A 23,430-nucleotide genomic window follows, 5' to 3' on the forward strand; every position below is an offset into this window, starting at 1 on the left:
AATAAAAAGGCTGACCTATCGGCCAGCCTAGATAAATTCGATGGGTTTTACGCTTTGTTAGCTGACTTCAATGCCTTGCGCTTGAAGGTCGGCATGGTAGGAAGAGCGAACAAAAGGACCACACGCTGCGTGAGTAAAGCCAAGCTCTAGAGCGATCTCTTTCAACTCATCAAACTCTGATGGTGGCACGTAACGTTCCACTGGTAAGTGGTGGCGGCTTGGTGCAAGGTACTGACCTAGCGTGAGCATGGTCACGCCGTGCGCACGTAAATCTTTAAGTACTTCGACGATCTCTTCTTTGGTTTCACCCAATCCCATCATCAAGCCTGACTTAGTCGGGACATCTGGATGCTGCTCTTTAAACTTGCGTAGCAGCTCAAGTGACCACTTGTAATTCGCACCCGGGCGCGCTTTACGGTACAGACGTGGCGCGGTTTCAAGGTTATGGTTGAAAACATCGGGTGGATTGTCTTTGAGTAGATCCAGCGCGACATCCATGCGGCCACGGAAATCCGGCACTAAGGTTTCAATACGAATGTGCGGATTGAGTGCGCGAATCTCGCGGTTACAATCGGCAAAGTGCTGAGCACCACCATCACGCAGATCATCGCGATCCACCGAGGTGATCACCACGTATTTGAGTTTCATGTCGGCGATGGTTTTCGCTAATTTTTTCGGTTCTTCGGCTTCTGGCGCGAGAGGTCGACCGTGGGCCACATCGCAGAATGGACAGCGGCGAGTACAAATCGCGCCAAGAATCATAAAGGTGGCGGTGCCGTGGTTAAAACACTCGGCCAGGTTTGGACACGAGGCTTCTTCACAAACGGAGTGCAGGTTGTTTTTGCGCATCGCTGACTTGATGTCTTGAATTCGTTGACTGTCTGAAGGCAGCTTGATCTTCATCCACTCAGGCTTACGCAGGACTTCCTTCTGCTCAGTCGGCATGTTCTTGACAGGGATCAGGGCCATTTTGTCAGCGTCGCGATACTTAACGCCTTTTTCCATTTGAATCGGTTTACTCATGCTTCTCTTTACTTCTCTTTACTTTTTATGGCGTTACTCGTGTGGTGCTAAATTCAACTTGATCATAACCAAGTAAAGTAACGAGCTCTTTTATCAGCGACTCTTCAACGTTAGGGAGAGAGGCCGCTGTGTTTAGCTGACGAACCTGCACCATTTCCATTCCGGCATAGCCACAGGGGTTAATGCGCAGGAAAGGTGACAAATCCATATCGACATTGAGCGCTAGGCCATGAAACGAGCAGCCTTTGCGGATTCGCAGTCCCAACGAACAGATTTTACGTCCGTCGACATACACGCCAGGTGCATCAGGGCGCGCGTTGGATTCAATGTTGTACGCTTTGAGCGTTTGGATAACGAGGTTTTCGATATGTGTGACCAAATCACGCACGCCGAGTTTTTTGCGCCGTAGGTTAATCAGAAAATACGCCACTAACTGACCAGGGCCATGGTAGGTCACTTGCCCGCCACGATCGCTTTGCACCACAGGAATATCACCGGTACTGAGCAAGTGCTCTGCTTTTCCCGCTTGTCCTTGAGTAAACACAGGATTGTGTTCAACCAGCCACACTTCATCTTGGGTGTCGTCGTTTCGGCTGTCAGTGAAGTCATGCATTGCGCGCCAAATCGGCTCGTAATCTTGTCTTCCTAGTCGTCTGACCACCAACTGGTTGTGCATAGCTGTGCCCGTTATCCATTAATAAAGTCGAAAGATTATAAACTGCTTCTGCTAAAGGCACTACAACCTAGCCACACATTTTTAACCTATCAGTTTGGTTAGAATAATTATCTATCTGATATTTAAAAAGAAAGCAGCTTGCGCTGCTTTCAAAAAAATTTTAATAAATCAAAAATAATTACAGAACCATGCGAACAATGTCGATCTCACCCAGTTCTTTGTACAGGGTTTCGACCTGTTCAATTGAGGTGGCGGTGATGTTGACGGAAACCGAGTGGTAGTTGCCTTTGGCGCTCGGTTTCACACTTGGGCTGTAGTCACCAGGAGCATGACGCTGGATGACTTCCAGTACTTTCTCTGGTAGCTCAGGTTTAGCGTGGCCCATGACTTTGTAGGTAAATGAGCAAGGGAACTCGAGTAAATCCTTTAGCTTTGCATCCGAATTAATAGTCAGCATATTGTTACTCCAAACTGGACTGTCGATTTTTGCAGCGGTGCATAGTACTGCGAAAATCATCAAACCTCAACCGAGCCTAATTAACGGCCACGTTAGGCGGTTGGCGTACCGACCGCGGGCACATTAGACTGCAGTGATAAAAATAGAAAAGCCGCCCTTGGCGGCTTTAAGCATGACAGTAGGGTTAGCCTTTATAGGAAGCTTTTAAAAAGCATCACTATGTAGTCCCACATGCGGCTGAACAAACTGCCTTGCTCGACACTTTCCAGTGCCAGCAGTGGGTATTCAGCCACATCTTCGCCTTCAAGTTGATAGTATAGCTTACCAACGACGTCACCCTTGTTAATGGGGGCTTCAAGCTCTTTTTCAAGGACAAAGCTGGCTTTCAGCTCTTTCGCTTGACCACGAGGTAGAGTCACAAAGGTGTCTTGATCGAGACCGAGCTTCACGGTGTCTTTGTCGCCCATCCAAATCTTCTCTTCGACAAAGGTTTCCCCAGCCTGGTGCGGCGCGACGGTTTCAAAGAAGCGGAAACCGTAGCTCAATAGCTTTTTGCTCTCCGATTTGCGCGCATTGGCACTTTGTGTGCCCATCACTACAGCGACAAGTCGCATTTTTCCTTCGGTCGCAGAGCTCACGAGGCTGTAGCCTGCGTTGCTGGTATGGCCGGTTTTAATGCCGTCCACGCTCATACTTTTATCCCACAGCAAGCCGTTTCGGTTGTACTGAGTAATGCCGTTGTAGGTGTAGCTCTTCTCTGAGTAGATGCGGTACTCTTCCGGAACATCACGGATTAGGGCTTGGCCCAATAGCGCCATGTCATACGGTGTGGAGTAGAGATTTGGGTTATCGAGGCCGTGAACGTTAGCGAAATGCGTGTTGTCCATGCCCAGTGAGTTTGCCCAAGCGTTCATCAAGTCTACAAATGCATCCTCAGAACCTGCAATGTGCTCGGCCATCGCGACACAGGCGTCGTTGCCCGATTGAATAATGATGCCACGGTTCAGGTCTTCCACTTTGACTGTGGTGCCGACTTCGATGAACATTTTTGATGACTCAGGGAAGTTCTTCGCCCAGGCGTTTTCGCTGATGGTGACGTCATCATTGAGGTTGATGTTGCCACGTTCAAGTTCTTGACCAATCACATAGCTGGTCATCATCTTGGTCAGGCTTGCCGGTGAAAGCTTGGTATTCATCTCTTTCTCAGCAAGGATTTTGCCTGAATGGTAATCCATCAACACGTAGCCCTTAGCGGCAATTTGCGGCGCGTCAGGCACAACAATCGGCGAGGCAATCGCTGAATTCGCGAGGGTTGCACAAAGTGCAACGGAAGAGACAAAAACAGATTGAGTTAGCGTTGTTTTTTTCATATCAAAGTCAGAATTATTTTTCACTGTCCATATGTTAACAGAAACAATCACTCAAACCAGTGCAAGGACGACCACACACTGGGTTGAGGACTACTGGTTGCGAATAAAGGCGCTGGAGTAACCCAGCTCTTTCACTTGTTCTAATGTTTGCTCTGTGAGCAAGTAGTCTTTAAAAGGACCTAAAAAGACACGGTGAATTTTATCGCCCGAGGTGACGTGGCTTTTCACCGACAGTTTTTGACTCAGATCTTGCGCTAAAGTTCGCACGCGATCTTCATGTTGTGAAGAGGCGACCTGGACAACATAACTGGGCTGACTTTTTTTCTTCAGCTCTGAGTCCGGCTTTTCTGAGGTGATCACTTCGATCTCCACATTGGCCACACCCGTTTTCACCACGTCTAGTTTGACCGCCGCCGCGTAACTGAGGTCGATAATTCGTCCCTGATGAAACGGTCCACGGTCATTGACGCGGACGATGGTGGTTTTGCCATTGTCTAAATTGGTCACTTTGACGTAGCTCGGCAGAGGCAAGGTTTTATGGGCCGCCGTCATTGAGTACATATCGTACACCTCACCATTGGAGGTGAGATGACCATGAAACTTTTTGCCGTACCAAGAGGCTTGTCCCTTTTGCTTAAAGCCTTCGGGCTCTTTGATGATCGAATAACTTTGGCCGCGCAGGGTATAACTTTTATTGCCGCCTAAGCTGTAGGGCTCATATTGCGGGTGTGCATCCTCAATATGGTCGACAGAAATTGGTTTCGATGGCGCGACGTCATCCTCGATGCTGTAGCGTTTGGAGGATGAACAGCCTGCAAGCACCAGGAGCGATGCCAACATGACGAAAATAGGGTGCGTAATGGCCATGATTAGGTTGCCTTTGAAAATGCTTTTCTATGGGTATGGATCGACATCAATATGCCAAAACCCGCCATGAGCGTCACCATCGAGGTGCCACCATAGCTGATTAACGGTAACGGCACGCCAACCACGGGCAAAATGCCACTCACCATACCAATATTGACAAATACATAGACGAAGAAGCTTAAAACGATACTGCCTGCCATCATACGACCAAAGGCGGTTTGGGCTTTACTCGCTAAAAACAGACCTCGACCAATAATAAACAGATAGAGACTGAGCAGTACTAAGATGCCGATCAATCCCCACTCTTCGGCGATCACCGCAAAAATAAAGTCGGTGTGGCGCTCGGGTAAGAACTCTAGCTGAGATTGAGTACCTTGTAACCACCCTTTACCGTTAATTCCGCCTGAGCCGATGGCTATTTTACTTTGGATTATGTGATAGCCAGCGCCAAGTGGATCGGATTCTGGATTGAATAGGGTGCGCACGCGAACTTTCTGATACTCGCGCATGAGGAAAAACCACAAGATCGGTAAAAAACCACCAACGGCGCACAGCGCGGCGAAAATAATGCGCCAACTGATCCCGGCAAGGAAAATCACGAAAATCCCCGATGCTGCGATGAGAATCGAGGTGCCAAGGTCGGGCTGTTTAGCGATCAAAATCGTTGGCACGAACACCATCACCAGTGATGCAACCAAGGTTTGAAAACTCGGTGGCAGGGCGCGTTTACCGATATAGCGGGCCACCATCAGCGGCACCGCCAATTTCAGTAACTCTGAGGGCTGAAAACGCACAAAGCCCAAGTTGAGCCAGCGCTGCGCGCCTTTAGAGGCCTCGCCAAAAAACAGTACGCCAAACAAAAGGATGACGCCACCGATAAACATGACAGGCGCTAAGGCTTCATAGGTTCTGGGCGGCACTTGAGCGAGCAGCAACATCACACCCAGTGACAGCGCCATGCGCATCGCTTGGCGGTCCATCATTGCCAGGTTTTGACCACTGGCGCTGTACATTACCACTAAGCCAAAACCCATTAAGACGAGTAGACCAAGTAGCAAAGGCAGATCGAGGTGAAAGCGCTCAAAGAGCGCCCGGTTTTGACCGGTGGCTGGATTGAAATCCATTATTGTGCCGCCTCCTGTTTTTTCTCAACGAGAACATGATCAAACACGCTACGGACCACAGGTCCCCCTTGTGATGAGCCGCCGCCGGCATTCTCTAGCACTATGGTAACAATCACTTCAGGATCCTCCAGTGGCGCAAAGCCAGTGAATAAGGCATGATCTCGCAGGTGCTCGGCCAGCTCTTCTGCGTTGTACTCTTGATCTTCTGCAAGCCCAAACACCTGCGCGGTACCGGATTTACCCCCACTGACGTACTCTGTGTTGGTAAAGGCGCGTCGCGCGGTGCCTTTCTTACCGTGGTTTACCAAACGCATCCCTTCAATCGACATCTCCCAAAATTTGTCCTTCACGCCGGTGATGGGTGGGTAGGTGTCGATGTCGGCCAGTTGACGTTTTGCAAACTCCTCACCATTGTCAATGGTGGCACGCAATAGGTGCGGGGCGATGACTTTTCCACGGTTAACCAGCACAGACGTCGCCTTGGCAATTTGCATAGGCGTTGCGGTCCAGTAGCCTTGACCGATACCAACAGGAATCGTATCCCCTTGATACCAAGGCACGCGATGCCGTGCCATTTTCCATTCCCTGGTTGGCATGTTCGCTTTGCTCTCTTCGTGAATATCGATGCCGGTATAGTCGCCAAAGCCGAACATCATCATCCATTGAGAGATGCGATCTATACCCATGTCGTAAGCGATTTGGTAGAAGAACGTATCGACGGATTCTTCTATCGATTGCACGATGTTCACGCGGCCATGTCCCCAACGCAACCAGTCACGAAAAGGTTTCGTCTTCGAATTGGGTATCTTCCAGTAGCCAGGATCGTTGCGGGTGGTGTAGGGGGTGACGACACCCTCTTGCAGCGCCGCGACAGCCATAAATGGTTTGATGGTAGATGCTGGCGGGTAGATACCCAGCGTCGCGCGGTTGACCAACGGACGATTCTTATCGGTCAATAGCGCGTTGTAATTTTTGCCTGAAATACCATGCACGAAGGCATTAGGATCGTAACTTGGGCTTGAGACCATAGCGAGCACGCCATTGTCGTGTGGATCAAGCACCACGGCACTGCCACGTCGGTCAGCGAGTAACTCGTGGATGTAGAGCTGCAAGTCGATATCAAGGTTGAGCACGATGTCTTTGCCGGGCTCAGGTGGCACGTATTTCAAAGTACGAATTACGCGCCCACGGCTGTTGACTTCCACCTCTTGGTAGCCGGCAATACCATGCAGTACGTCCTCATAGTAGCGCTCGATGCCGAGTTTACCGATGTCACGAGTGGCTTGGTAATTGGCGTCTTTCTCTTCACGTATCAAACGCTGCATATCACGATCGTTGATTCGAGAGACGTAGCCAATCACGTGAGTGAGCACTTCTCCATAAGGGTAGTGACGTTTGAGCGCCGCGTTCACGGCGACACCAGGAAACTTGTGCTGATGCACGGAAAACTTAGCCACTTGTTCTTGAGTGAGCTGAGTAAGAATCGGCACTGATTTGAAGCGGCGAGTTTGACGACGCTCGCGCTCAAAGCGTTCAATCTGATCGTCTGTGATGGTGACGATGCTTTGTAATCGACTCAGGGTATCTTCCATATCGTCGATTTGCTCTGGGGTGATCTCGAGGCTAAATACTGGGCGGTTTTCTGCCAGCAGCTTGCCGTTTCTGTCATAGATCAAACCACGATTGGGGGCGATCGGCACCACTTTGATGCGGTTGTCGTTAGATCGAGTTTTGTAATCTTGGTATTGATTGATTTGGATGTTGTAGAGGTTACCAACCAGTAGCCCCATCATGACAACAATGCCTAAGAAAGCGACAATAGCACGGCCTTTGAATAGCCGCGCTTCTTCCTGATAATCCCTAATTTGGCTACGCTTTCGCAACATCTATTGGTTATTCTCGATGATATGGGTGGTTGGCGGTAATGCTCCACGCTCGGTACAGGCTTTCTGCCATCACAATGCGTACCAGAGGGTGAGGCAAGGTTAACGCGGACAGTGACCAGCTTTGATCCGCGGCGGCTTTGCACGCAGGGGCTAAGCCTTCTGGGCCACCGATCAAAATCGATACGTCACGACCATCTAACTTCCAACTCTCCAGTTGTTCTGCAAGTTGGGGTGTGTCCCATTTTTTACCAGGAATATCGAGAGTAACAATTCGGCTGCCTTTTGGCACGGCGGCGAGCATGGCTTCGCCCTCTTTTTGCAAAATCCTTGCAATGTCGGCGTTTTTACCTCGTTTTACTGCTGGAATTTCCACCAACTCTAAAGGCATATCGTGAGGGAAACGGCGGCGGTACTCTTGAAATCCCTCTTCTACCCATTTGGGCATTTTGGTGCCGACTGCGATGAGTTGAAGTTTCATCGATCAGCTCCAGAGTTTTTCCAGTTGGTAAAGCTCGCGCTGCTCTTCTTGCATGACGTGAACAATGGTTGAACCCATATCCAGCACCACCCATTCACCTAGATCTTGGCCATCAATACCGAGTGGCACTAGGCCGGCCAGTTTGGACTCTTTTGCAACGTGATCAGCGATGGACGAGACATGACGCTTCGACGTGCCTGTGCAGACAATCATAAAATCGGTAATGCTAGATTTTCCTTGTACGTCGAGCACAGTGATGTTTTGCGCTTTCATGTCGTCGGCTTTGTCGACAAGAAACTCGTTAAGCTGTTCTAGTTGCAAGTGTTGTTCCTCTCTTGTTTGGATGAGCGTATGGCTAGCGGCGATGACAGGGTTCTGCACGGCCTATTCTGTTGGGGCCGAAGTATACCACGCATTTCAAATGTGCACTTGTGGCAAGCAAATTTCCAGACTCAGTTGATGTATTTGTGGCCAAGGGCTCTGCTCATATTGCGTTTTGGCAGTCAGTTCAATCTGGGCCAGCAGTTGCAGGAGGCGCATAAGGCGCGCAGTATCCAACCTTTGCAAAGCGCTAGAATAGAGCGGACGTTTGGAGGACCAAACTTTGTAGCGTTCCAGCACTTGCGCCAATGGCAGGGTTTGCATCAGAGATTTCATCGCCAGTAGTTGCTCAAGCTCTTTTTGAACCGTGCGGACAAGGATCACAGCCTCGACGTCTTCCGCTTCAAGCTGGCGCAAAATACGATCGGCGCGATTGGCCTTGCCTGCCAGCAGGGCATCAATCCAATGAAATGCAGTGAAGTGATTGTGACGGCTCAGCGACTCTTCAAGTCGTACTAAGGTCAGCTTGCCATCGGGGTAGAGCAGAGCAAGTTTCTCTAGGCTTTGCGTCAGAGCGAAGAGGTTTCCCTCGTGCCACTGAGCAAGCATCTTGGTCGCTTCGGCATCCGGCTGCAAGCCTAGGGCGCGGCAGCGAGTTTGGACAAATTGGGGCAATCTGGCTAAATCAGGCGTGACGCAGCTGACCCAGCATCCCTGTTGGTTGAGCGTCTTAAACCACTTGGCGTTTTCTTGGGCTTTGGTCAGTTTGGTGCCGATGATGATCAACAACAGATCGCTGTGAAGAAGCTCGGCAATGGCCAGTAGTTCTTTGGCCATTGCGGCATTGACACCCGACTCTGGAAGTTCCAGCTCGATCACTTGCCGGGCGCTGAATAGGCTCATCGCTTGGCACGCATCATAGACGGGCGCCCAGTCAAAGCGGCTGTCGACCGTATAGCGGTGACGCTCTTCAAAACCCGCTTCACGGGCTTTGGCGTGTATGGCTTGGCGAGACTCTTGAATCAGCAGCGGCTCGCTGCCGAATATCAAAAACAGCGGATCAAGTTGGTGGTTTAGGTGCTGAGCTAACCTATCTGCAAAAATTCTCATGCGCGATAACGAACTCGGGATTACTCAGTGACCGGAGCGGGCGCATCATCGCTGTAAAAGGTCTTGACGCGATATTGCTCTTCTTGCGCTTTGAGTTGTACTTGTTCTTCGTTCTCTAGCTCGATTTCGTTGGCTTCGATATCGGCTTTAAGGCGTGCCATTTGGCGAATGATTTGGGTGGCTGCGAGTTTGCGCATCTCATCTTCGATCATGTCGCGTTCAACCGATTTCGCTAGCGCTGACAGCGGGTTATCCAGGTAGCTACGGGTGACGCTCGTAGAGAAGGTTTTGGTGCCAAGATCGGGCACGGTAACGCGATAGGAGGCACGGAAGGTGAGCTCTTTCTCCGCCGCACGCGTGTTTTGGTAAAGCGAGAGGGTGCGCTCGCCAACGCCTTCACTGATCAGGTGCAAATTGGCGATGTTTTCCGCCGGTGGCACGATCTCGATTTCACTCATGCGTAGCTGCGCTTTCATCATGCGGGTAAAGGTGCTGTATTTGTCGTAACTGGTCAATGACATCTTATCGAGCTCCTCTGGGACCGAGTAATCACCACGTAAGTGGAAACCACAACCAGCAAGAAGCGAGGCAACCAACAGTGCGCTGGTTAGCTTAACGGATGAGATTGAAAATAGACGCATGAGTGAACGGCTCTTTGGTTGAGAATACTAATAGTATGAACGAAAGTGTTATAGACCACAGTGGTTGGATAACTTCGGTGAGCGCTCTGTCAAAAATAAAACGCTCATCGAAGTTAAGCAGGGCACTAGGCCCTGCTTAAGACTCGAACTAATGGGATTAGTTCGCCACGATGTTGAGAAGTTTGCCCGGGACGTAAATCACTTTACGAATCGTCAAGCCTTCTGTGAACTTGGTGACGTTCTCATCACCTAAACCGAGTGCTTCCACTTCTTCTTTGCTGGCATTGGCCGCCACAGTGAGTTTGGCACGTAGTTTACCGTTGACCTGAACGACGATCAGTTTCTCGTCTTCAACCAGTGCTTTCTCGTCATGTTGTGGCCAAGCCGTGTTGTCGATGTCTGTGATGTTGAGCGCATTGCCCATTTCAAAACAGATGTGCGGAGTGATAGGGTAAAGCATTACGACCACGGCTTTCAGTGCTTCATCCAAAATCGCACGATCTTGCGCTGAGTCTTGTGGCGCTTTTGATAGCTTGTTCATCAGCTCCATGATCGCCGCAATAGCGGTATTGAAAGTTTGACGACGTGCAACATCATCGGTCACTTTAGCAATGGTTTTGTGGACATCACGACGCAATGCTTTTTGGTCACCCGACAAGGAAGACGCATCCACTGCTTCAGCTGCGCCTTTTGATGTGTGCTCATTGACCAGTTTCCACACGCGTTTCAGGAAGCGGTTCGCGCCTTCTACACCAGACTCTTGCCATTCCAATGTCATATCGGCTGGCGAGGCAAACATCATAAATAGACGTACAGTGTCAGCGCCGTACTTGTCGACCATCTCTTGTGGGTCAATGCCGTTATTTTTCGATTTAGACATCTTAATCATGCCTGAGTGCGTCACATCACGGCCCGCGTTGTCTTTGGCTGAAATAATGCGACCTTTACCGTCACGTTCGACAGCCACATCGGTCGGCGCTACCCACTCTTTACCACCTTTTTCGTTCTCAAAGTAGAAGGCGTCTGCCAGTACCATGCCTTGACATAGCAGTTGCTTGAACGGCTCGTCAGAGGTGACGTAACCAGCATCACGCAGGAGTTTGTGGAAGAAGCGAGAGTAGAGAAGGTGCATACACGCGTGCTCGATACCACCAACGTATTGATCAACTGGTAGCCAGTAGTTGGCTTTTTCAGGATCAAGGATGTCGTCCGCTTGTGGTGAACAGTAACGCGCGTAGTACCAAGATGATTCCATAAAGGTATCGAAGGTGTCTGTCTCACGCAGCGCAGGTTCGCCATTGAATGTGGTCTTCGCCCACTCTTTGTCGGCTTTGATTGGGCTTGTTACGCCGTCCATGACCACGTCTTCTGGAAGAATGACTGGCAGTTGGTCAGCAGGGACAGGGTGAACTTCGCCATCTTCCGTGGTGACCATTGGGATTGGTGCGCCCCAGTAACGCTGACGAGATACACCCCAGTCACGCAGACGGAAGTTAACAGTTTTAGTCCCTTTGCCTTCAGCTTCTAGTTTCGCTGCGATTGCGTCGAATGCCGCTTGGAATTCTAGACCGTCGAATTCACCAGAATCGAACAGTACGCCTTTTTCTGTGTAGGCCGCTTCAGAGATGTCGAGCTCACTGCCATCAACGGGTTTGATAACCGGTACGATATCGAGACCGTATTTGGTCGCAAACTCGTAGTCACGTTGGTCGTGCGCCGGTACCGCCATAACTGCACCTGTACCGTAATCCATCAGGACGAAGTTCGCCACAAAGATTGGCACTTCACGACCGTTCAATGGATGAATAGCAGTAAGGCCCGTCGCCATACCTTTCTTCTCCATGGTCGCCAGTTCCGCTTCCGCGACTTTGTTGTTCTTACACTCATCGATAAACGCAGCAAGCTCTGGGTTGGTTTGAGCCGCCAGAGCAGCAAGAGGGTGACCTGCCGCGATGCCCACGTACGTCACACCCATGAGTGTGTCAGGGCGTGTTGTGTAGACTTCTAGGTCTTGTTGACCCTTGACTTTAAATTTGAGTTCAACACCTTCAGAGCGACCGATCCAGTTGCGCTGCATGGTTTTCACCATTTCAGGCCAGCCGTCTAGATTGTCGAGATCGTCTAGTAGCTCTTGAGCGTATTCAGTGATCTTGATGAACCACTGTGGAATTTCTTTTTGCTCTACAGGCGTGTCACAACGCCAGCAGCAGCCATCTTCAACCTGCTCGTTGGCAAGAACGGTTTGGTCGTTTGGACACCAGTTAACAGAAGAGGTCTTCTTGTAAACGAGGCCTTTTTGATAAAGCTTAGTGAAGAACTCTTGTTCCCAACGGTAGTACTCTGGCGTACATGTCGCGAACTCACGGTTCCAGTCATAACCGAAGCCAAGAAGCTTAAGCTGGTTCTTCATGTATTCGATGTTTTCGTAAGTCCAAGGCGCTGGTGCCGTGTTGTTTTTCACCGCCGCGTTTTCAGCCGGAAGACCAAATGCATCCCAACCGATAGGCTGCATGACGTTTTTGCCTTGCAGACGTTGGAAACGAGAGACCACATCACCGATGGTGTAGTTACGCACGTGACCCATGTGTAGACGACCACTTGGGTAAGGGAACATAGACAGACAGTAGAATTTTTCTTTATTTGGGTCTTCACTTACAACAAAGGTCTTGTTGTCATCCCAGTGCTTTTGAACTTTCTGTTCAATATCTTGCGGGTTGTATTGCTCTTGCATCGATGATATCCGGTTATCTTGGAAATTGTGAGTTCAGTTCGAACAGACATAAATAGATCGTCATAGAATACCTAAAGGAGAGGTGCACAACAATAGCGGAAATTCTGGATTATTCCTAAGGAGGTCACCATGGCAAAACAGAAAGCCGGTTATGAGGAGATGTTTGAGGATGTTCTCGAAGCCCTCAAACATAGCCCGGAAGAAGTCAACCATGTGCTAGAGACATCAGGTAAGGTGGTCGAGGCGGCGAACGATTTAACTAAAGACGAATTGGCGCTGGTTTCCGCCTATGTCAAATCAGACTTGAAGGAGTTTGCCGACAACTATGACCGCTCGAAAAGCAGCCCTTTCTATCTGATGATTGCAGACTCGATTTGGCAAGGCTTGCTTGAGATAACCGATCGAACCAAAGTGGAGTGGGTGGAGCTATTTACAGACTTGGAGCACCAAGGACTTTATCAGGCCGGTGAGGTGATAGGGCTTGGGGTGTTGGTCTGTGACGATTGTGGCCACAAAACCGAATACAACCACCCCACTACTATCATTGCTTGTACTAAATGCGGTTGCAAAGGCTTTACGCGGCAAGCGCTACAACCTTAACCGCGTGGTTGTTTTACTGAGTGATGGGGCGTTCGCCCCGTCTTGAAGACAGAAATGCCCCCAACAGACTCAATGCCGCCCAGCAATACAATGGCCACGTACCCCATTGATGATACGGCGTTTGCCCTGTGGTGGAACCCACTTGTGTAGTGAGCACTGCGGTTTCAAACTGCGGGATTTGCGCGGTGATCTTTCCTTGATAGTCTGTTACCGCCGTGACGCCATTATTGGTCGAACGAATCACAGGCTTACCCAGTTCTAACGCACGCATTCGTGCGATTTCCATGTGTTGCAGCGGGCCAATCGAGTGACCAAACCAGGCGTCATTGGAGAGAGTCAAAATGAAGTCGGTCTCATCGTTCACGTTTTGCCTTACTTGGTCGTTAAAGATGATCTCATAACAGAGCGCGGGCGCGAAATGGCGACCGTTGGCGTACACGTTGGGTTGGATAAACGCGCCGCCACTGAAAGAAGACATCGGCAGATTAAAAAAAGGAGCCAGTGGGCGTAGTATCTCCTCAAAAGGCACGAACTCACCAAAGGGTAGAAGATGATGCTTGTGGTAGCGATCGCTGAGATCATAACGGTACTCATCACGCCCAGACTTACCTAAGGTCAAGATGCTATTGAAGAACTGACGCTGCTCACCCATATTGACAACGCCGGTGATCACGGCGCTGTCGTTCATCTTCGCCGCTGAGTCTAAGTTGGAGAGAAAAGAGGCGATTTCAAATTCAAACGCAGGAATCGCCGCTTCTGGCCAGATGATGATATCGGCATTCCAGTTTTCACGGGTCAAATCGGTGTACTTCATCATGGTCGGCCAACGTTGACTCGGAACCCATTTGATTGCTTGGTCAATGTTGCCCTGAATCAACGCAAAACGAGTGCTGCTATCTGGATTTGGCGTTACCCACTGTGCACTGCGCAGACCGAAGCCTGTTGCGAGAATGACAAAGGGAACCCACAGGATTGACCATTGGCGGCGAAGCCACGCAAAGGCTAGGGCACTCGCGCTTAACACACACAAAAGGGTAATCAGCTCAACGCCACCTAGCGGGGCGAACTGGGCAAGCGGGCTATCGATTTGACTGTAGCCGAGCCACAACCATGGAAAGCCAGTCATTACCCAGCCTCGTAACCAATCCATAATCAGCCAAAGAGCCGGAAAGGCAAAGAAATAGCGGCGCCTTGAGAGTGCAGGAAACCACTTATTTATCAGGTAACAGGCGAGTGCCGAATAGAGAGCGAGATAGCCGACCAACAGCGCCATTAAAAACAGACTGGCGATTTTGGGCATGCCGCCGAAGGTATCAATACTGACATGCACCCAGCTGATGCCGGTGGCAAATTGACCAAGTCCCCAAGCATAACCAATCGCAAAACTGCGTTTACTCGACTGCTGGTGGATGAGAAGCAGCAGCAGTGCAGGGCTGATAATCGCTAAGGGCCACAGTTGATAAGGTGCAAAAGCAAACGTGGTTGCGGCGCCAACAAAAACGGCCGCGAACGGCCGTTTTAGGCGATGAATGAGGGGATTCATCATGGATGTGATCTCTAATACTACTCTTGAGTAGGCTCAGGTTGAGCGTCTTCTTCTGGGATAGTCACTTGAAGTTGCAGTACGCGGCGGTTGTCCGCGGCGGTGACTTTAAAGCTGTAGTTGTCGATTTCCAGCACTTCCCCTCGTGAAGGCAAGTGACCGAACGCCGTCATGACTAAGCCTCCTACAGTATCGACTTCCTCATCGCTGAAAGAAGTGCCGAATGTGGTGTTAAAGGTTTCGATCGTTGTCAGCGCCTTCACCGCAAAGGTGTGTTTGCTTAACTTGCGGATATCGATCTCTTCCTCATCGTCGAATTCATCTTCGATTTCACCGACGATCTCTTCCAAGATGTCTTCGATCGTCACCAATCCAGACACACCACCGAATTCGTCGACGACAATCGCCATGTGGTAACGCTCTTCACGAAACTCTTTAAGGAGTCGGTCAACGCGTTTACTTTCAGGAACAACCACCGCAGGGCGGATCACTTCCTCAATGTTAAATGGCGAGCTGTCAGAGCCTAAGTATTTTAATAAGTCCTTCGCTAGTAGGATGCCTTCAACGTGGTCTTTGTCTTCACTAATGACAGGGTAGCGAGAGTGCTGCGCATCGGTAATCAGCATCACTAGCGCATCCAAATCGTCATTGCGGTCAATAGTGACCATCTGAGAGCGAGGCAGCATGATATCACGCACTCGCATCTCGGAAATCTCCATGACACCTTCGAGCATGTCGCGGGTGTCATGGTCAATTACGTCGTTTACTTCCGAGTCGCGGAATACTTCCACTAACTCTTGGCGATCTTTTGGGTCGCCCTGGAAGATTTGGCCCAGGCGTCCGAAGAAGGACTTTCTACTCGGACCTTCAGATTTTTCTTTCTTACCTTCTAAGGCAGAGGGAGAATTGTCGTCGTTCATTGTTTCTCATTTTAGTCACGCTACCAAAGTGTGGTAGCTCACATGGCACTCGCGCTCATGGAGGTGATTGAGCGTCGAGTGACGATGCTGAGTGCCGAAAGCCGACACTCAATCTTCCATTTCATAAGGATTGGCGATGCCCATTTTGTCTAGAATTTCAATTTCCAGTGACTCCATTTCTTCGGCTTCGTCATCCTCAATATGATCATAACCTAGCAGATGCAAGCTACCATGTACAACCATATGCGCCCAATGTGCCATCAAGGGTTTACCTTGTTCATTGGCTTCTTGTTCAACCACTTGGCGACAGATAATCAGGTCGCCCAGCAAATCCATCTCGATACCCGGTGGTGCTTCGAAAGGAAAAGACAACACATTGGTTGGCTTGTTTTTGCCGCGATATTCGTGATTGAGCTGTTGGCTCTCTTCACTATCTACGATGCGAATCGTCACTTCCGCATCCGGTTGAAAAAGGGTGACCGCGGCGTTTAGCCATTGGCTAAACTGCTCGAATGTCGGTAGACCCGTTTCTTGTTCGACCGCGAGTTGCAGATCGAGTTCGATACTCATGACTCTTTACTCTCAGTCGAAGGGGTAATGTGCGCCTGTGGCGCAGACGCGACCTGAGTTTCGAGCAGTTTCGCTTCGCGCTCTTCACGGCGACGCTTTTCATACTCTTTGCGCTCTTTTTGATCTTGCGCTTCCCATTTTTCATAGGCGTTGACGATACGAGCGACGACAGGGTGGCGAACCACGTCATCAGACTGGAAGAAGTTAAAGCTGATCTCCTCAACGTCACTGAGCACTTCAATCGCATGACGCAGGCCAGACTTCGCGCCGCGTGGTAAGTCGATTTGCGTGACATCACCGGTGATCACAGCCCGTGAGTTAAAGCCGATACGAGTCAAAAACATTTTCATCTGTTCGACTGTGGTGTTCTGGCTTTCGTCGAGAATGATAAACGCATCATTCAAGGTTCGGCCGCGCATGTACGCAAGCGGCGCCACTTCAATGACATTACGTTCAATCAGTTTCTCGACCTTCTCAAAACCGAGCATCTCAAACAGCGCATCGTAAAGTGGGCGCAGATAAGGGTCGACTTTTTGGCTCAAATCACCCGGCAGGAAACCGAGCTTTTCACCGGCTTCGACCGCAGGACGCGTGAGTAGAATACGGCGAATTTCTTGGCGCTCTAATGCGTCGACTGCAGCGGCGACCGCAAGGTAGGTTTTACCCGTACCGGCAGGGCCAATACCAAAGCTGATGTCGTGCGTCACCATGTTGACGAGATACTGGGCTTGGTTTGGCGTACGTGGTTTGATTACGCCCTTCTTCGTTTTGATGAAGACTTCTTTGCCATGCTCAATATTCGACTCAAGATTTTGCTCAAGGACGCCCGTTTCTTTGATCGCAAGATGGATTTCGTCAGGCTCAATATCAGGAATGGTGCCACGTACTGGCGCCGTGTTGACGTAGAGTGTTTTGACGATTTCAAGCGCTGCCGCGGCAGTATGAGGCTTACCTACGATGGTAAAAAAGTTGCCTCGGTAGCTGATCTCTACCCCTAAACGTCGCTCAAGGTGTTTGATGTTGTCATCGAATGGACCGCATAGACTGGCGAGTCGGCGGTTATCTGAAGGTTCTAGATCGATTTCTAGCGTAACGATTTTATTGCTCAAAGTTGCCTCACATAATTGGCCATTTAAGAAAGCCCGATTGAGACCGGGCTTCCAATGGCGACAGTTCCTATTACTAAGATGGCTACTTAGTTAGGCATTTTCAAGACTAAGGCGTAAAGGTTGCTACACCTAGCTCATCTTCGCGTTTGGTTTTTGCCATCATCTGTGTCGGTGAAATGACGCTGCGCAGATCCATCTCTTTCTCTGTGCGGATGATTTCACCACGTAGCGAGTTGGCAAACACGTCAGTGATCTTAACATCAACAAACTGACCGATCAGTTCGGCGTTGCCTTCGAAGTTCACCACTCGGTTGTTCTCTGTACGAGCGCGAAGCTCCATTAGATTCTTTTTCGATGGCCCTTCAACTAGCACACGTTGCTCAGTGCCAAGCATCAAACGCGAATAGCGCATCGCTTGACTGTTGATCACTTGCTGCAATTCGTAGAGGCGCTCTTTCTTCTCTTGCTCGGAGATATCACACGGGTAGTCCGCCGCTGGTGTACCAGGACGTGGTGAGAAGATAAAGCTAAAGCTCATGTCGAAGTCGACATCTTTAATCAGCTTCATGGTGTCTTGGAAGTCTTTGTCTGTTTCACCTGGGAAGCCGACAATGAAATCTGAACTGATTTGAATGTCAGGACGCGCTTTACGTAGCTTGCGAATGATCGATTTGTACTCGATAGCAGTGTGCGGGCGCTTCATCATCGTCAAGATACGATCGCTGCCGCTTTGCACGGGTAGGTGCAAGAAGCTAACAAGCTCTGGCGTGTCTTCATAAACCGCGATAATGTCATCGGTGAACTCGAGCGGGTGGCTGGTTGTAAAGCGGATGCGATCAATGCCATCGATCGACGCGACCAGACGGAGCAATTCAGCGAAGCTGCAAATCTCACCATCATGAGTAGGGCCACGATAGGCGTTTACGTTTTGGCCAAGCAAGTTGACTTCACGTACGCCTTGCTCCGCTAACTGGGCGATTTCAAACAGCACGTCATCCATAGGACGGCTGACTTCTTCACCACGGGTGTATGGCACCACGCAGTAGGTACAGTATTTCGAGCAACCTTCCATGATAGAGACGAACGCCGTTGCCCCTTCAGCGCGAGGCTCAGGCAGACGGTCAAATTTCTCAATTTCTGGGAAGGAGATGTCCATCACTGGCGCATCATCGGATTGCGACTGCTTGATCATTTCTGGCAAGCGATGCAGAGTTTGCGGGCCAAAAATGACGTCAACGTAAGGAGCACGCTCACGGATGTGGTCGCCTTCTTGAGTGGCAACACAGCCACCAACGCCAATCACCACATCTGGCTTTTTATCTTTCAACGTTTTCCAACGGCCGAGCTGGTGGAAGACCTTTTCTTGCGCCTTCTCACGGATAGAACAGGTGTTCAGTAGCAACACGTCTGCTTCGTCTGGTTCTTCTGTGAGTTCATAGCCGTTTGCGGCATTCAGGAGATCGGCCATTTTTGATGAATCGTACTCGTTCATCTGACAGCCCCAGGTTTTTATTAGCAGTTTCTTACTCATGTTGTTCGCTCGATCGTTAGTTTAAATTAAGGGAGCAAATCGCCCATTGGTTCCAGTTGGCCAAGGTATTGAGTGACTCAATTGGCCGATTTTTCACCGCTTGTGCGGCGTTAAGCGGCGTATTGTACTGCTTTCAATGGCGAGTGACCAGAAGCAATTCTAGCCTAGTGGTTACAAGGGTTTGCCCGTATCCCCATCAAGGTTTTTAGTTACAAATTGGCACTCAAACCGTACAATCGAAAATAGCCTTTGAATCAATACGATGAAGTACAAACTATGAACAAGTATGATGTGGCCGTGATTGGCGGAGGAATGGTAGGCGCAGCTGTCGCGCTCGGGTTTGCGGAGCAAGGTCGACGTGTCGTGGTGATCGAAGGGAAGGCACCGACACCGTACGCACCGCAACAAGCGATGGATGTCCGCGTCTCCGCGATATCGAATCATTCGGTTGCCCTGCTTGAATCGCTAGGGGCATGGCAAGCCATTCAGTCGATGCGCGCCTGTCCTTACAAACGTCTAGAAACGTGGGAGCATCCCGAATGCCGGACCCGCTTTCACAGTGACGATGTCGCTTGTGATCAATTGGGCTACATCGTTGAGAACCGCATCATTCAATTGGGGCTCTGGTCGCAGTTCTCTGCATGGCCGAATCTGGCGTTGCGCTGCCCCGTGACGGTCGAGCACATCGAATATGGCCCAGTGAATCAAGTGACGCTATCAGACGGTGAGGTTATCGAAGCCGGGCTGATTGTCGGGGCCGATGGTGCTCATTCTCGCGTCAGACAGAGTGCAGGCATTGGCATCACTGCTTGGGACTACAGGCAGCATTGCATGCTGATTAATGTCAAAACCGATCTCCCTCAACAAGACATCACTTGGCAGCAATTTACGCCGTCGGGACCGCGCTCATTTTTACCTCTATGTGGTCATCAAGCCTCTCTGGTCTGGTACGACACACCAAAGCGTATTCGTCAGTTAAAGGCGATGACGCCGCTTCAACTTGCCAGCGAAATAAAGACTCATTTTCCTGCTGAGCTTGGCGGTATTGAGGTGATCCAGTCTGGCTCATTCCCGTTAACTCGCCGCCATGCACAGCGCTACTATACGCCCCACTGCGTCCTGGTTGGGGATGCCGCGCACACCATCAATCCACTGGCAGGGCAGGGGGTGAATCTCGGCTTTAAAGATGTGGAGGCTTTGCTGAACGTGACGCGCGATCATGAAGAGATTCTTTTGTCGCACTTAGCGCAATATGAACGTCGTCGTCGACCTGATAATTTGCTGATGCAAACCGGGATGGATCTGTTTTATAAAGGGTTTAGCAATGACAAGGTACCGCTTAAGTGGATAAGAAATGCGGCGCTGAAAGTGGCAGAACACTCTGGTCCCATCAAACATCAAGTATTGCGTTATGCGTTGGGTATGGACGCTTCACTCTAGCGCAGAAAACAAAAAACGCAGCGTAAAGCTGCGTTTTGTTATTCTCGTGACGCTAATTACTTAGTCACACGTAGAACAGGTGTTTCACCAACAGTGACAGAACCAGACAGTTTGTTCAACTCTTTGATTTCATCCATGTTAGAAATAACAACAGGTGTTAGCGTTGATTTTGCTTTTTCTTCTAGAAGTGCTAGATCGAACTCAATGATAGTGTCACCAGCTTTCACTGTTTGACCTTCTTCAGCGATACGCTTGAAGCCTTCGCCTTTCAGTTCAACGGTATCGATACCGAAGTGAACAAAAAGCTCAACACCATCGTCAGACTCGATAGAAAACGCGTGGTTTGTTTCGAAGATCTTACCGATAGTACCGTTTACAGGAGCAACCATTTTGTCGCCTGCTGGTTTGATTGCAATACCGTCGCCAACGATTTTCTCAGCGAAAACCACATCAGGCACGTCTTCGATATTTACGATTTCACCAGAAAGTGGCGCGATGATCTCGATTGCACCAGCGTCAGCGCTGTCATCTGATACTAGCTTCTTAAGTTTGTCAAACAGACCCATTGTGTCATGCTCCTAACGTTTAATTTAATTCTGTCGAATTATAGTATACCAATCTCACGAGATAGACGACTATTTTTAGTCGTCTATCTCCTTCTTACCTAAACAGATTCGTTCATTACAAACGCCTGATTAGGCAACAAGGCTCCCCCCAGATCGGAGATTGGTATTAGCCGGTTATAGTGATTTTTCAGCGATGAACTTATCAACTACCGCTTCAATTTCAGCCGCTGTTGGTAGAGACAGTGCCTCTTCCGCCATTGCTTTCACTTCCGCGTAGTTTGAGTTACGAATCACTTTCTTCACTTTAGGAATAGAGATGCCGCTCATTGAGAACTCATCCAGCCCCATACCTAATAATAGTAGCGTTGCGCGCTCATCGCCCGCTAGCTCACCACACATACCTGTCCATTTGCCTTCCGCGTGCGATGCATCAATGACTTGCTTGATGACCGTAAGAACCGCTGGTGACAGTGGGTTGTATAGGTGAGAAATCATTTCGTTACCACGGTCTACCGCGAGTGTGTACTGGGTAAGATCGTTGGTACCGATTGAGAAGAAGGCCACTTCTTTTGCAAGGTGTGGTGCAATCGCTGCCGCTGCTGGTGTTTCCACCATGACACCGATTTCGATCTCTTCATCAAATGCCAGACCTTCTGCACGAAGCTCTGCTTTGTATTCTTCAATCGCCGCTTTCAGTTCACGAATCTCTTCTACAGAGATGATCATTGGGAACATGATGCGCAGCTTACCGTGTGCAGATGCACGTAGGATGCCACGCAGCTGGTCGCGTAGGATTTCACGACGGTCTAGGCTGATACGTACAGCGCGCCAACCCAAGAATGGGTTCATCTCTTGTGGGAGATCCATGTACGGTAGGTCTTTGTCGCCACCGATATCCATAGTACGGATGATAACGGCTTCGCCGTTCATCGCTTCTGCCACTTCTTTGTACGCTTGGTACTGCTCTTCTTCTGTTGGTAGCGCATCGCGGTCCATGAACAAGAACTCAGTTCGGTACAGACCAACGCCTTCACCGCCATTGCGCAGTACGCCATCACAGTCTTTCACTGTACCGATGTTGCCGCACACTTCGACGCGGTGACCATCTAGAGTTTCAGCGTGAAGATCTTTCAGTTTTGCTAGCTCTTCTTTTTCAGCAAGGAATGCGGTTTTAACGGCTTTCGCTTCTTCTAGCTCAGCGTCAGATGGGTTGACGACAATCTTGTTGTTCATTGCGTCAAGAATCAGCATGTCGCCGTTCTTCACTTTCTTGGTAATGTCGTTGGTGCCCACGATCGCTGGCAATTCAAGTGAACGTGCCATGATTGAAGTGTGAGAAGTACGACCACCGATATCACAAGCAAAACCCAGTACGTAGTTAAGGTTGATCTGTGCTGTTTCTGATGGAGTCAGATCGTACGCAACTAGGATGACTTCTTGGTCAATATCGCTAAGAGAGACAATATTGATGCCCAGCGCGTTTTTCACAAAACGTGTACCGATATCACGGATATCTGTCGCACGCTCTTTGAGGTATTCGTCGTCTAAAGATTCAAGTGCTGCAGCTTGCTCTTCAATCACAGTGTGAATGGCATTGTCTGCATGCATCTTGTCATTTTTGATCAGCGCTAGGATTTCTTCTTCTAGCTCTTCGTCTTCAAGAAGCATGATGTGACCTTCAAAGATCGCTTCTTTTTCTTCACCGAAGGTTTCTAGTGCTTTCTGCTTGATGGTTTCAAGCTGAGCCGCTGATTTGTCACGTGCTTCAAAGAAACGTTTTACTTCAGCGTCGACTTGATCGTCAGAAATAGTGTGAGTGTTTAGGACAATTTCATCTTCTTGAAGGAGTAGTGCTTTACCGATAGCAATACCTGGAGATGCTAGGATGCCTGAAATCATAGCCTTACCTTAAATTGGTCAACTTTTAAACGGGAGAAATGGGTGCGCTAACGTTTATGTGTAGCTTAATCTTGGTGCTATTTCCAATATGATGGGATAGTTCGGCGCAAACGAGGTGGCCTGTTCATCGACCGGATCAAATTGGTATAAAGCCATTTTGCGTTGGCAAAATGGCTTTAATCAATAGCAGACCGATTAGTGTAGTTGGTCCATTAGAGCAACTAGGTGGTCAACTGCTTTCTGAGCCTGTGGGCCTTCAGCAGAGATAGTGACTACAGTACCTTTCACTAGGCCTAGAGTTTGTAGCTTAAATAGGCTCTTAGCGCTTGCACTTTTACCGTTAGAAGTCACAGTGATGTCCGCGTCAAATGCTTTTGCTTCTTTCACGAACTGTGCAGCTGGACGAGTGTGAAGACCGTTTTCTGCTGTGATTTCTACTTGCTTCTCGTACATGTTGTATACCCCAATTGATTTATTTTTAGATAGTTTATTAATTAGAAACAGCTTAACTCGGATTAAACGGTTGCGCTAGGCGACAGACGTTGTTTTCGTGTCAGAACTGATACTA

At 49.5% G+C, this 23,430-nt stretch carries 22 protein-coding genes; 2 read left to right on the forward strand and 20 right to left on the reverse strand.

Features of this window, described 5'->3' with window-relative positions:
• Positions 1–57 precede the first annotated feature (57 nt).
• The 12 genes from lipA to leuS all read right to left on the reverse strand — a co-directional run bounded on the left by lipA (position 58) and on the right by leuS (position 12,684).
• Positions 58–1,023, reverse strand: coding sequence for a lipoyl synthase (gene lipA / locus AC6R1O_RS09760; protein ID WP_334555136.1), 966 nt, complete (start codon positions 1,021–1,023; stop codon positions 58–60).
• 25 nt (positions 1,024–1,048) lie between these two features.
• Complete coding sequence (gene lipB, locus AC6R1O_RS09765) at positions 1,049–1,699, reverse strand: lipoyl(octanoyl) transferase LipB (RefSeq protein ID WP_500633905.1); 651 nt, start codon at positions 1,697–1,699, stop codon at positions 1,049–1,051.
• Between the two features lie 178 nt (positions 1,700–1,877).
• Positions 1,878–2,156 (reverse strand): DUF493 family protein YbeD, encoded by a 279-nt coding sequence (ybeD, locus tag AC6R1O_RS09770; protein ID WP_334555138.1) that lies wholly within the window; start codon positions 2,154–2,156, stop codon positions 1,878–1,880.
• 191 nt (positions 2,157–2,347) lie between these two features.
• A complete protein-coding gene (locus AC6R1O_RS09775) occupies positions 2,348–3,526 on the reverse strand; it encodes a serine hydrolase (RefSeq protein ID WP_500626577.1) in 1,179 nt (392 codons plus the stop codon).
• Positions 3,527–3,616: 90 nt separating this feature from the next.
• The gene (locus tag AC6R1O_RS09780; protein ID WP_334555140.1) at positions 3,617–4,393 is read right to left on the reverse strand and encodes a septal ring lytic transglycosylase RlpA family protein; all 777 of its coding nucleotides are present in this window, start codon (positions 4,391–4,393) and stop codon (positions 3,617–3,619) included.
• Positions 4,394–4,395: 2 nt separating this feature from the next.
• The gene (gene rodA / locus AC6R1O_RS09785; RefSeq protein ID WP_500630692.1) at positions 4,396–5,517 is read right to left on the reverse strand and encodes a rod shape-determining protein RodA; all 1,122 of its coding nucleotides are present in this window, start codon (positions 5,515–5,517) and stop codon (positions 4,396–4,398) included.
• Positions 5,517–7,403 carry a penicillin-binding protein 2 gene (gene mrdA, locus AC6R1O_RS09790; RefSeq protein ID WP_500633904.1) on the reverse strand — a complete coding sequence of 629 codons (1,887 nt, stop codon included), beginning with the start codon at positions 7,401–7,403 and terminating at the stop codon, positions 5,517–5,519. The genes rodA and mrdA overlap by 1 nt, the downstream gene beginning before the upstream one ends.
• A 7-nt stretch (positions 7,404–7,410) precedes the next feature.
• Complete coding sequence (gene rlmH / locus AC6R1O_RS09795; RefSeq protein WP_500633903.1) at positions 7,411–7,881, reverse strand: 23S rRNA (pseudouridine(1915)-N(3))-methyltransferase RlmH; 471 nt, start codon at positions 7,879–7,881, stop codon at positions 7,411–7,413.
• 3 nt (positions 7,882–7,884) lie between these two features.
• Positions 7,885–8,202, reverse strand: coding sequence for a ribosome silencing factor (rsfS, locus tag AC6R1O_RS09800; RefSeq protein WP_334555144.1), 318 nt, complete (start codon positions 8,200–8,202; stop codon positions 7,885–7,887).
• Between the two features lie 96 nt (positions 8,203–8,298).
• Entirely contained in the window at positions 8,299–9,312 is a 1,014-nt protein-coding gene (gene holA / locus AC6R1O_RS09805; protein ID WP_487903192.1) for a DNA polymerase III subunit delta, read from the reverse strand.
• 20 nt (positions 9,313–9,332) lie between these two features.
• Positions 9,333–9,953 carry an LPS-assembly lipoprotein LptE gene (locus AC6R1O_RS09810; protein WP_334555146.1) on the reverse strand — a complete coding sequence of 207 codons (621 nt, stop codon included), beginning with the start codon at positions 9,951–9,953 and terminating at the stop codon, positions 9,333–9,335.
• Positions 9,954–10,110: 157 nt separating this feature from the next.
• A complete protein-coding gene (gene leuS, locus AC6R1O_RS09815) occupies positions 10,111–12,684 on the reverse strand; it encodes a leucine--tRNA ligase (RefSeq protein WP_500633902.1) in 2,574 nt (857 codons plus the stop codon).
• A 129-nt stretch (positions 12,685–12,813) separates the two neighbouring features.
• Here leuS and AC6R1O_RS09820 point away from each other — a divergent pair, with 129 nt between their 5' ends.
• Positions 12,814–13,284 (forward strand): zinc ribbon-containing protein, encoded by a 471-nt coding sequence (locus AC6R1O_RS09820; protein WP_487903195.1) that lies wholly within the window; start codon positions 12,814–12,816, stop codon positions 13,282–13,284.
• A 13-nt stretch (positions 13,285–13,297) separates the two neighbouring features.
• Here AC6R1O_RS09820 and lnt read toward each other — a convergent pair whose 3' ends face one another.
• The 5 genes from lnt to miaB all read right to left on the reverse strand — a co-directional run bounded on the left by lnt (position 13,298) and on the right by miaB (position 18,957).
• Complete coding sequence (gene lnt / locus AC6R1O_RS09825) at positions 13,298–14,830, reverse strand: apolipoprotein N-acyltransferase (RefSeq protein WP_500656932.1); 1,533 nt, start codon at positions 14,828–14,830, stop codon at positions 13,298–13,300.
• Between the two features lie 17 nt (positions 14,831–14,847).
• Positions 14,848–15,747, reverse strand: coding sequence for a CNNM family magnesium/cobalt transport protein CorC (gene corC / locus AC6R1O_RS09830; RefSeq protein WP_334555150.1), 900 nt, complete (start codon positions 15,745–15,747; stop codon positions 14,848–14,850).
• A 108-nt stretch (positions 15,748–15,855) separates the two neighbouring features.
• The gene (ybeY, locus tag AC6R1O_RS09835; RefSeq protein ID WP_500633900.1) at positions 15,856–16,317 is read right to left on the reverse strand and encodes an rRNA maturation RNase YbeY; all 462 of its coding nucleotides are present in this window, start codon (positions 16,315–16,317) and stop codon (positions 15,856–15,858) included.
• On the reverse strand, positions 16,314–17,426 hold the full coding sequence (locus AC6R1O_RS09840) for a PhoH family protein (RefSeq protein WP_500633899.1): 1,113 nt from the start codon (positions 17,424–17,426) through the stop codon (positions 16,314–16,316). The genes ybeY and AC6R1O_RS09840 overlap by 4 nt, the downstream gene beginning before the upstream one ends.
• Positions 17,427–17,532: 106 nt before the next feature.
• Positions 17,533–18,957, reverse strand: coding sequence for a tRNA (N6-isopentenyl adenosine(37)-C2)-methylthiotransferase MiaB (gene miaB, locus AC6R1O_RS09845; RefSeq protein ID WP_500633898.1), 1,425 nt, complete (start codon positions 18,955–18,957; stop codon positions 17,533–17,535).
• A 276-nt stretch (positions 18,958–19,233) separates the two neighbouring features.
• Between miaB and AC6R1O_RS09850 the strand changes: the two genes are divergently transcribed.
• Positions 19,234–20,397 carry a 2-octaprenyl-3-methyl-6-methoxy-1,4-benzoquinol hydroxylase gene (locus AC6R1O_RS09850; protein WP_500633897.1) on the forward strand — a complete coding sequence of 388 codons (1,164 nt, stop codon included), beginning with the start codon at positions 19,234–19,236 and terminating at the stop codon, positions 20,395–20,397.
• Positions 20,398–20,453: 56 nt separating this feature from the next.
• Here AC6R1O_RS09850 and crr read toward each other — a convergent pair whose 3' ends face one another.
• The 3 genes from crr to AC6R1O_RS09865 all read right to left on the reverse strand — a co-directional run bounded on the left by crr (position 20,454) and on the right by AC6R1O_RS09865 (position 23,315).
• Positions 20,454–20,963: a PTS glucose transporter subunit IIA gene (gene crr, locus AC6R1O_RS09855; protein WP_334555155.1), complete on the reverse strand. Its 510-nt coding sequence runs from the start codon at positions 20,961–20,963 to the stop codon at positions 20,454–20,456.
• A 174-nt stretch (positions 20,964–21,137) separates the two neighbouring features.
• On the reverse strand, positions 21,138–22,862 hold the full coding sequence (gene ptsI, locus AC6R1O_RS09860) for a phosphoenolpyruvate-protein phosphotransferase PtsI (protein WP_500633896.1): 1,725 nt from the start codon (positions 22,860–22,862) through the stop codon (positions 21,138–21,140).
• Positions 22,863–23,057: 195 nt separating this feature from the next.
• Positions 23,058–23,315 (reverse strand): HPr family phosphocarrier protein, encoded by a 258-nt coding sequence (locus tag AC6R1O_RS09865; RefSeq protein ID WP_334555157.1) that lies wholly within the window; start codon positions 23,313–23,315, stop codon positions 23,058–23,060.
• Positions 23,316–23,430: the final 115 nt, after the last annotated feature.

This window comes from Vibrio sp. R11-SG3-ISO3-SZ, from assembly GCF_059834345.1.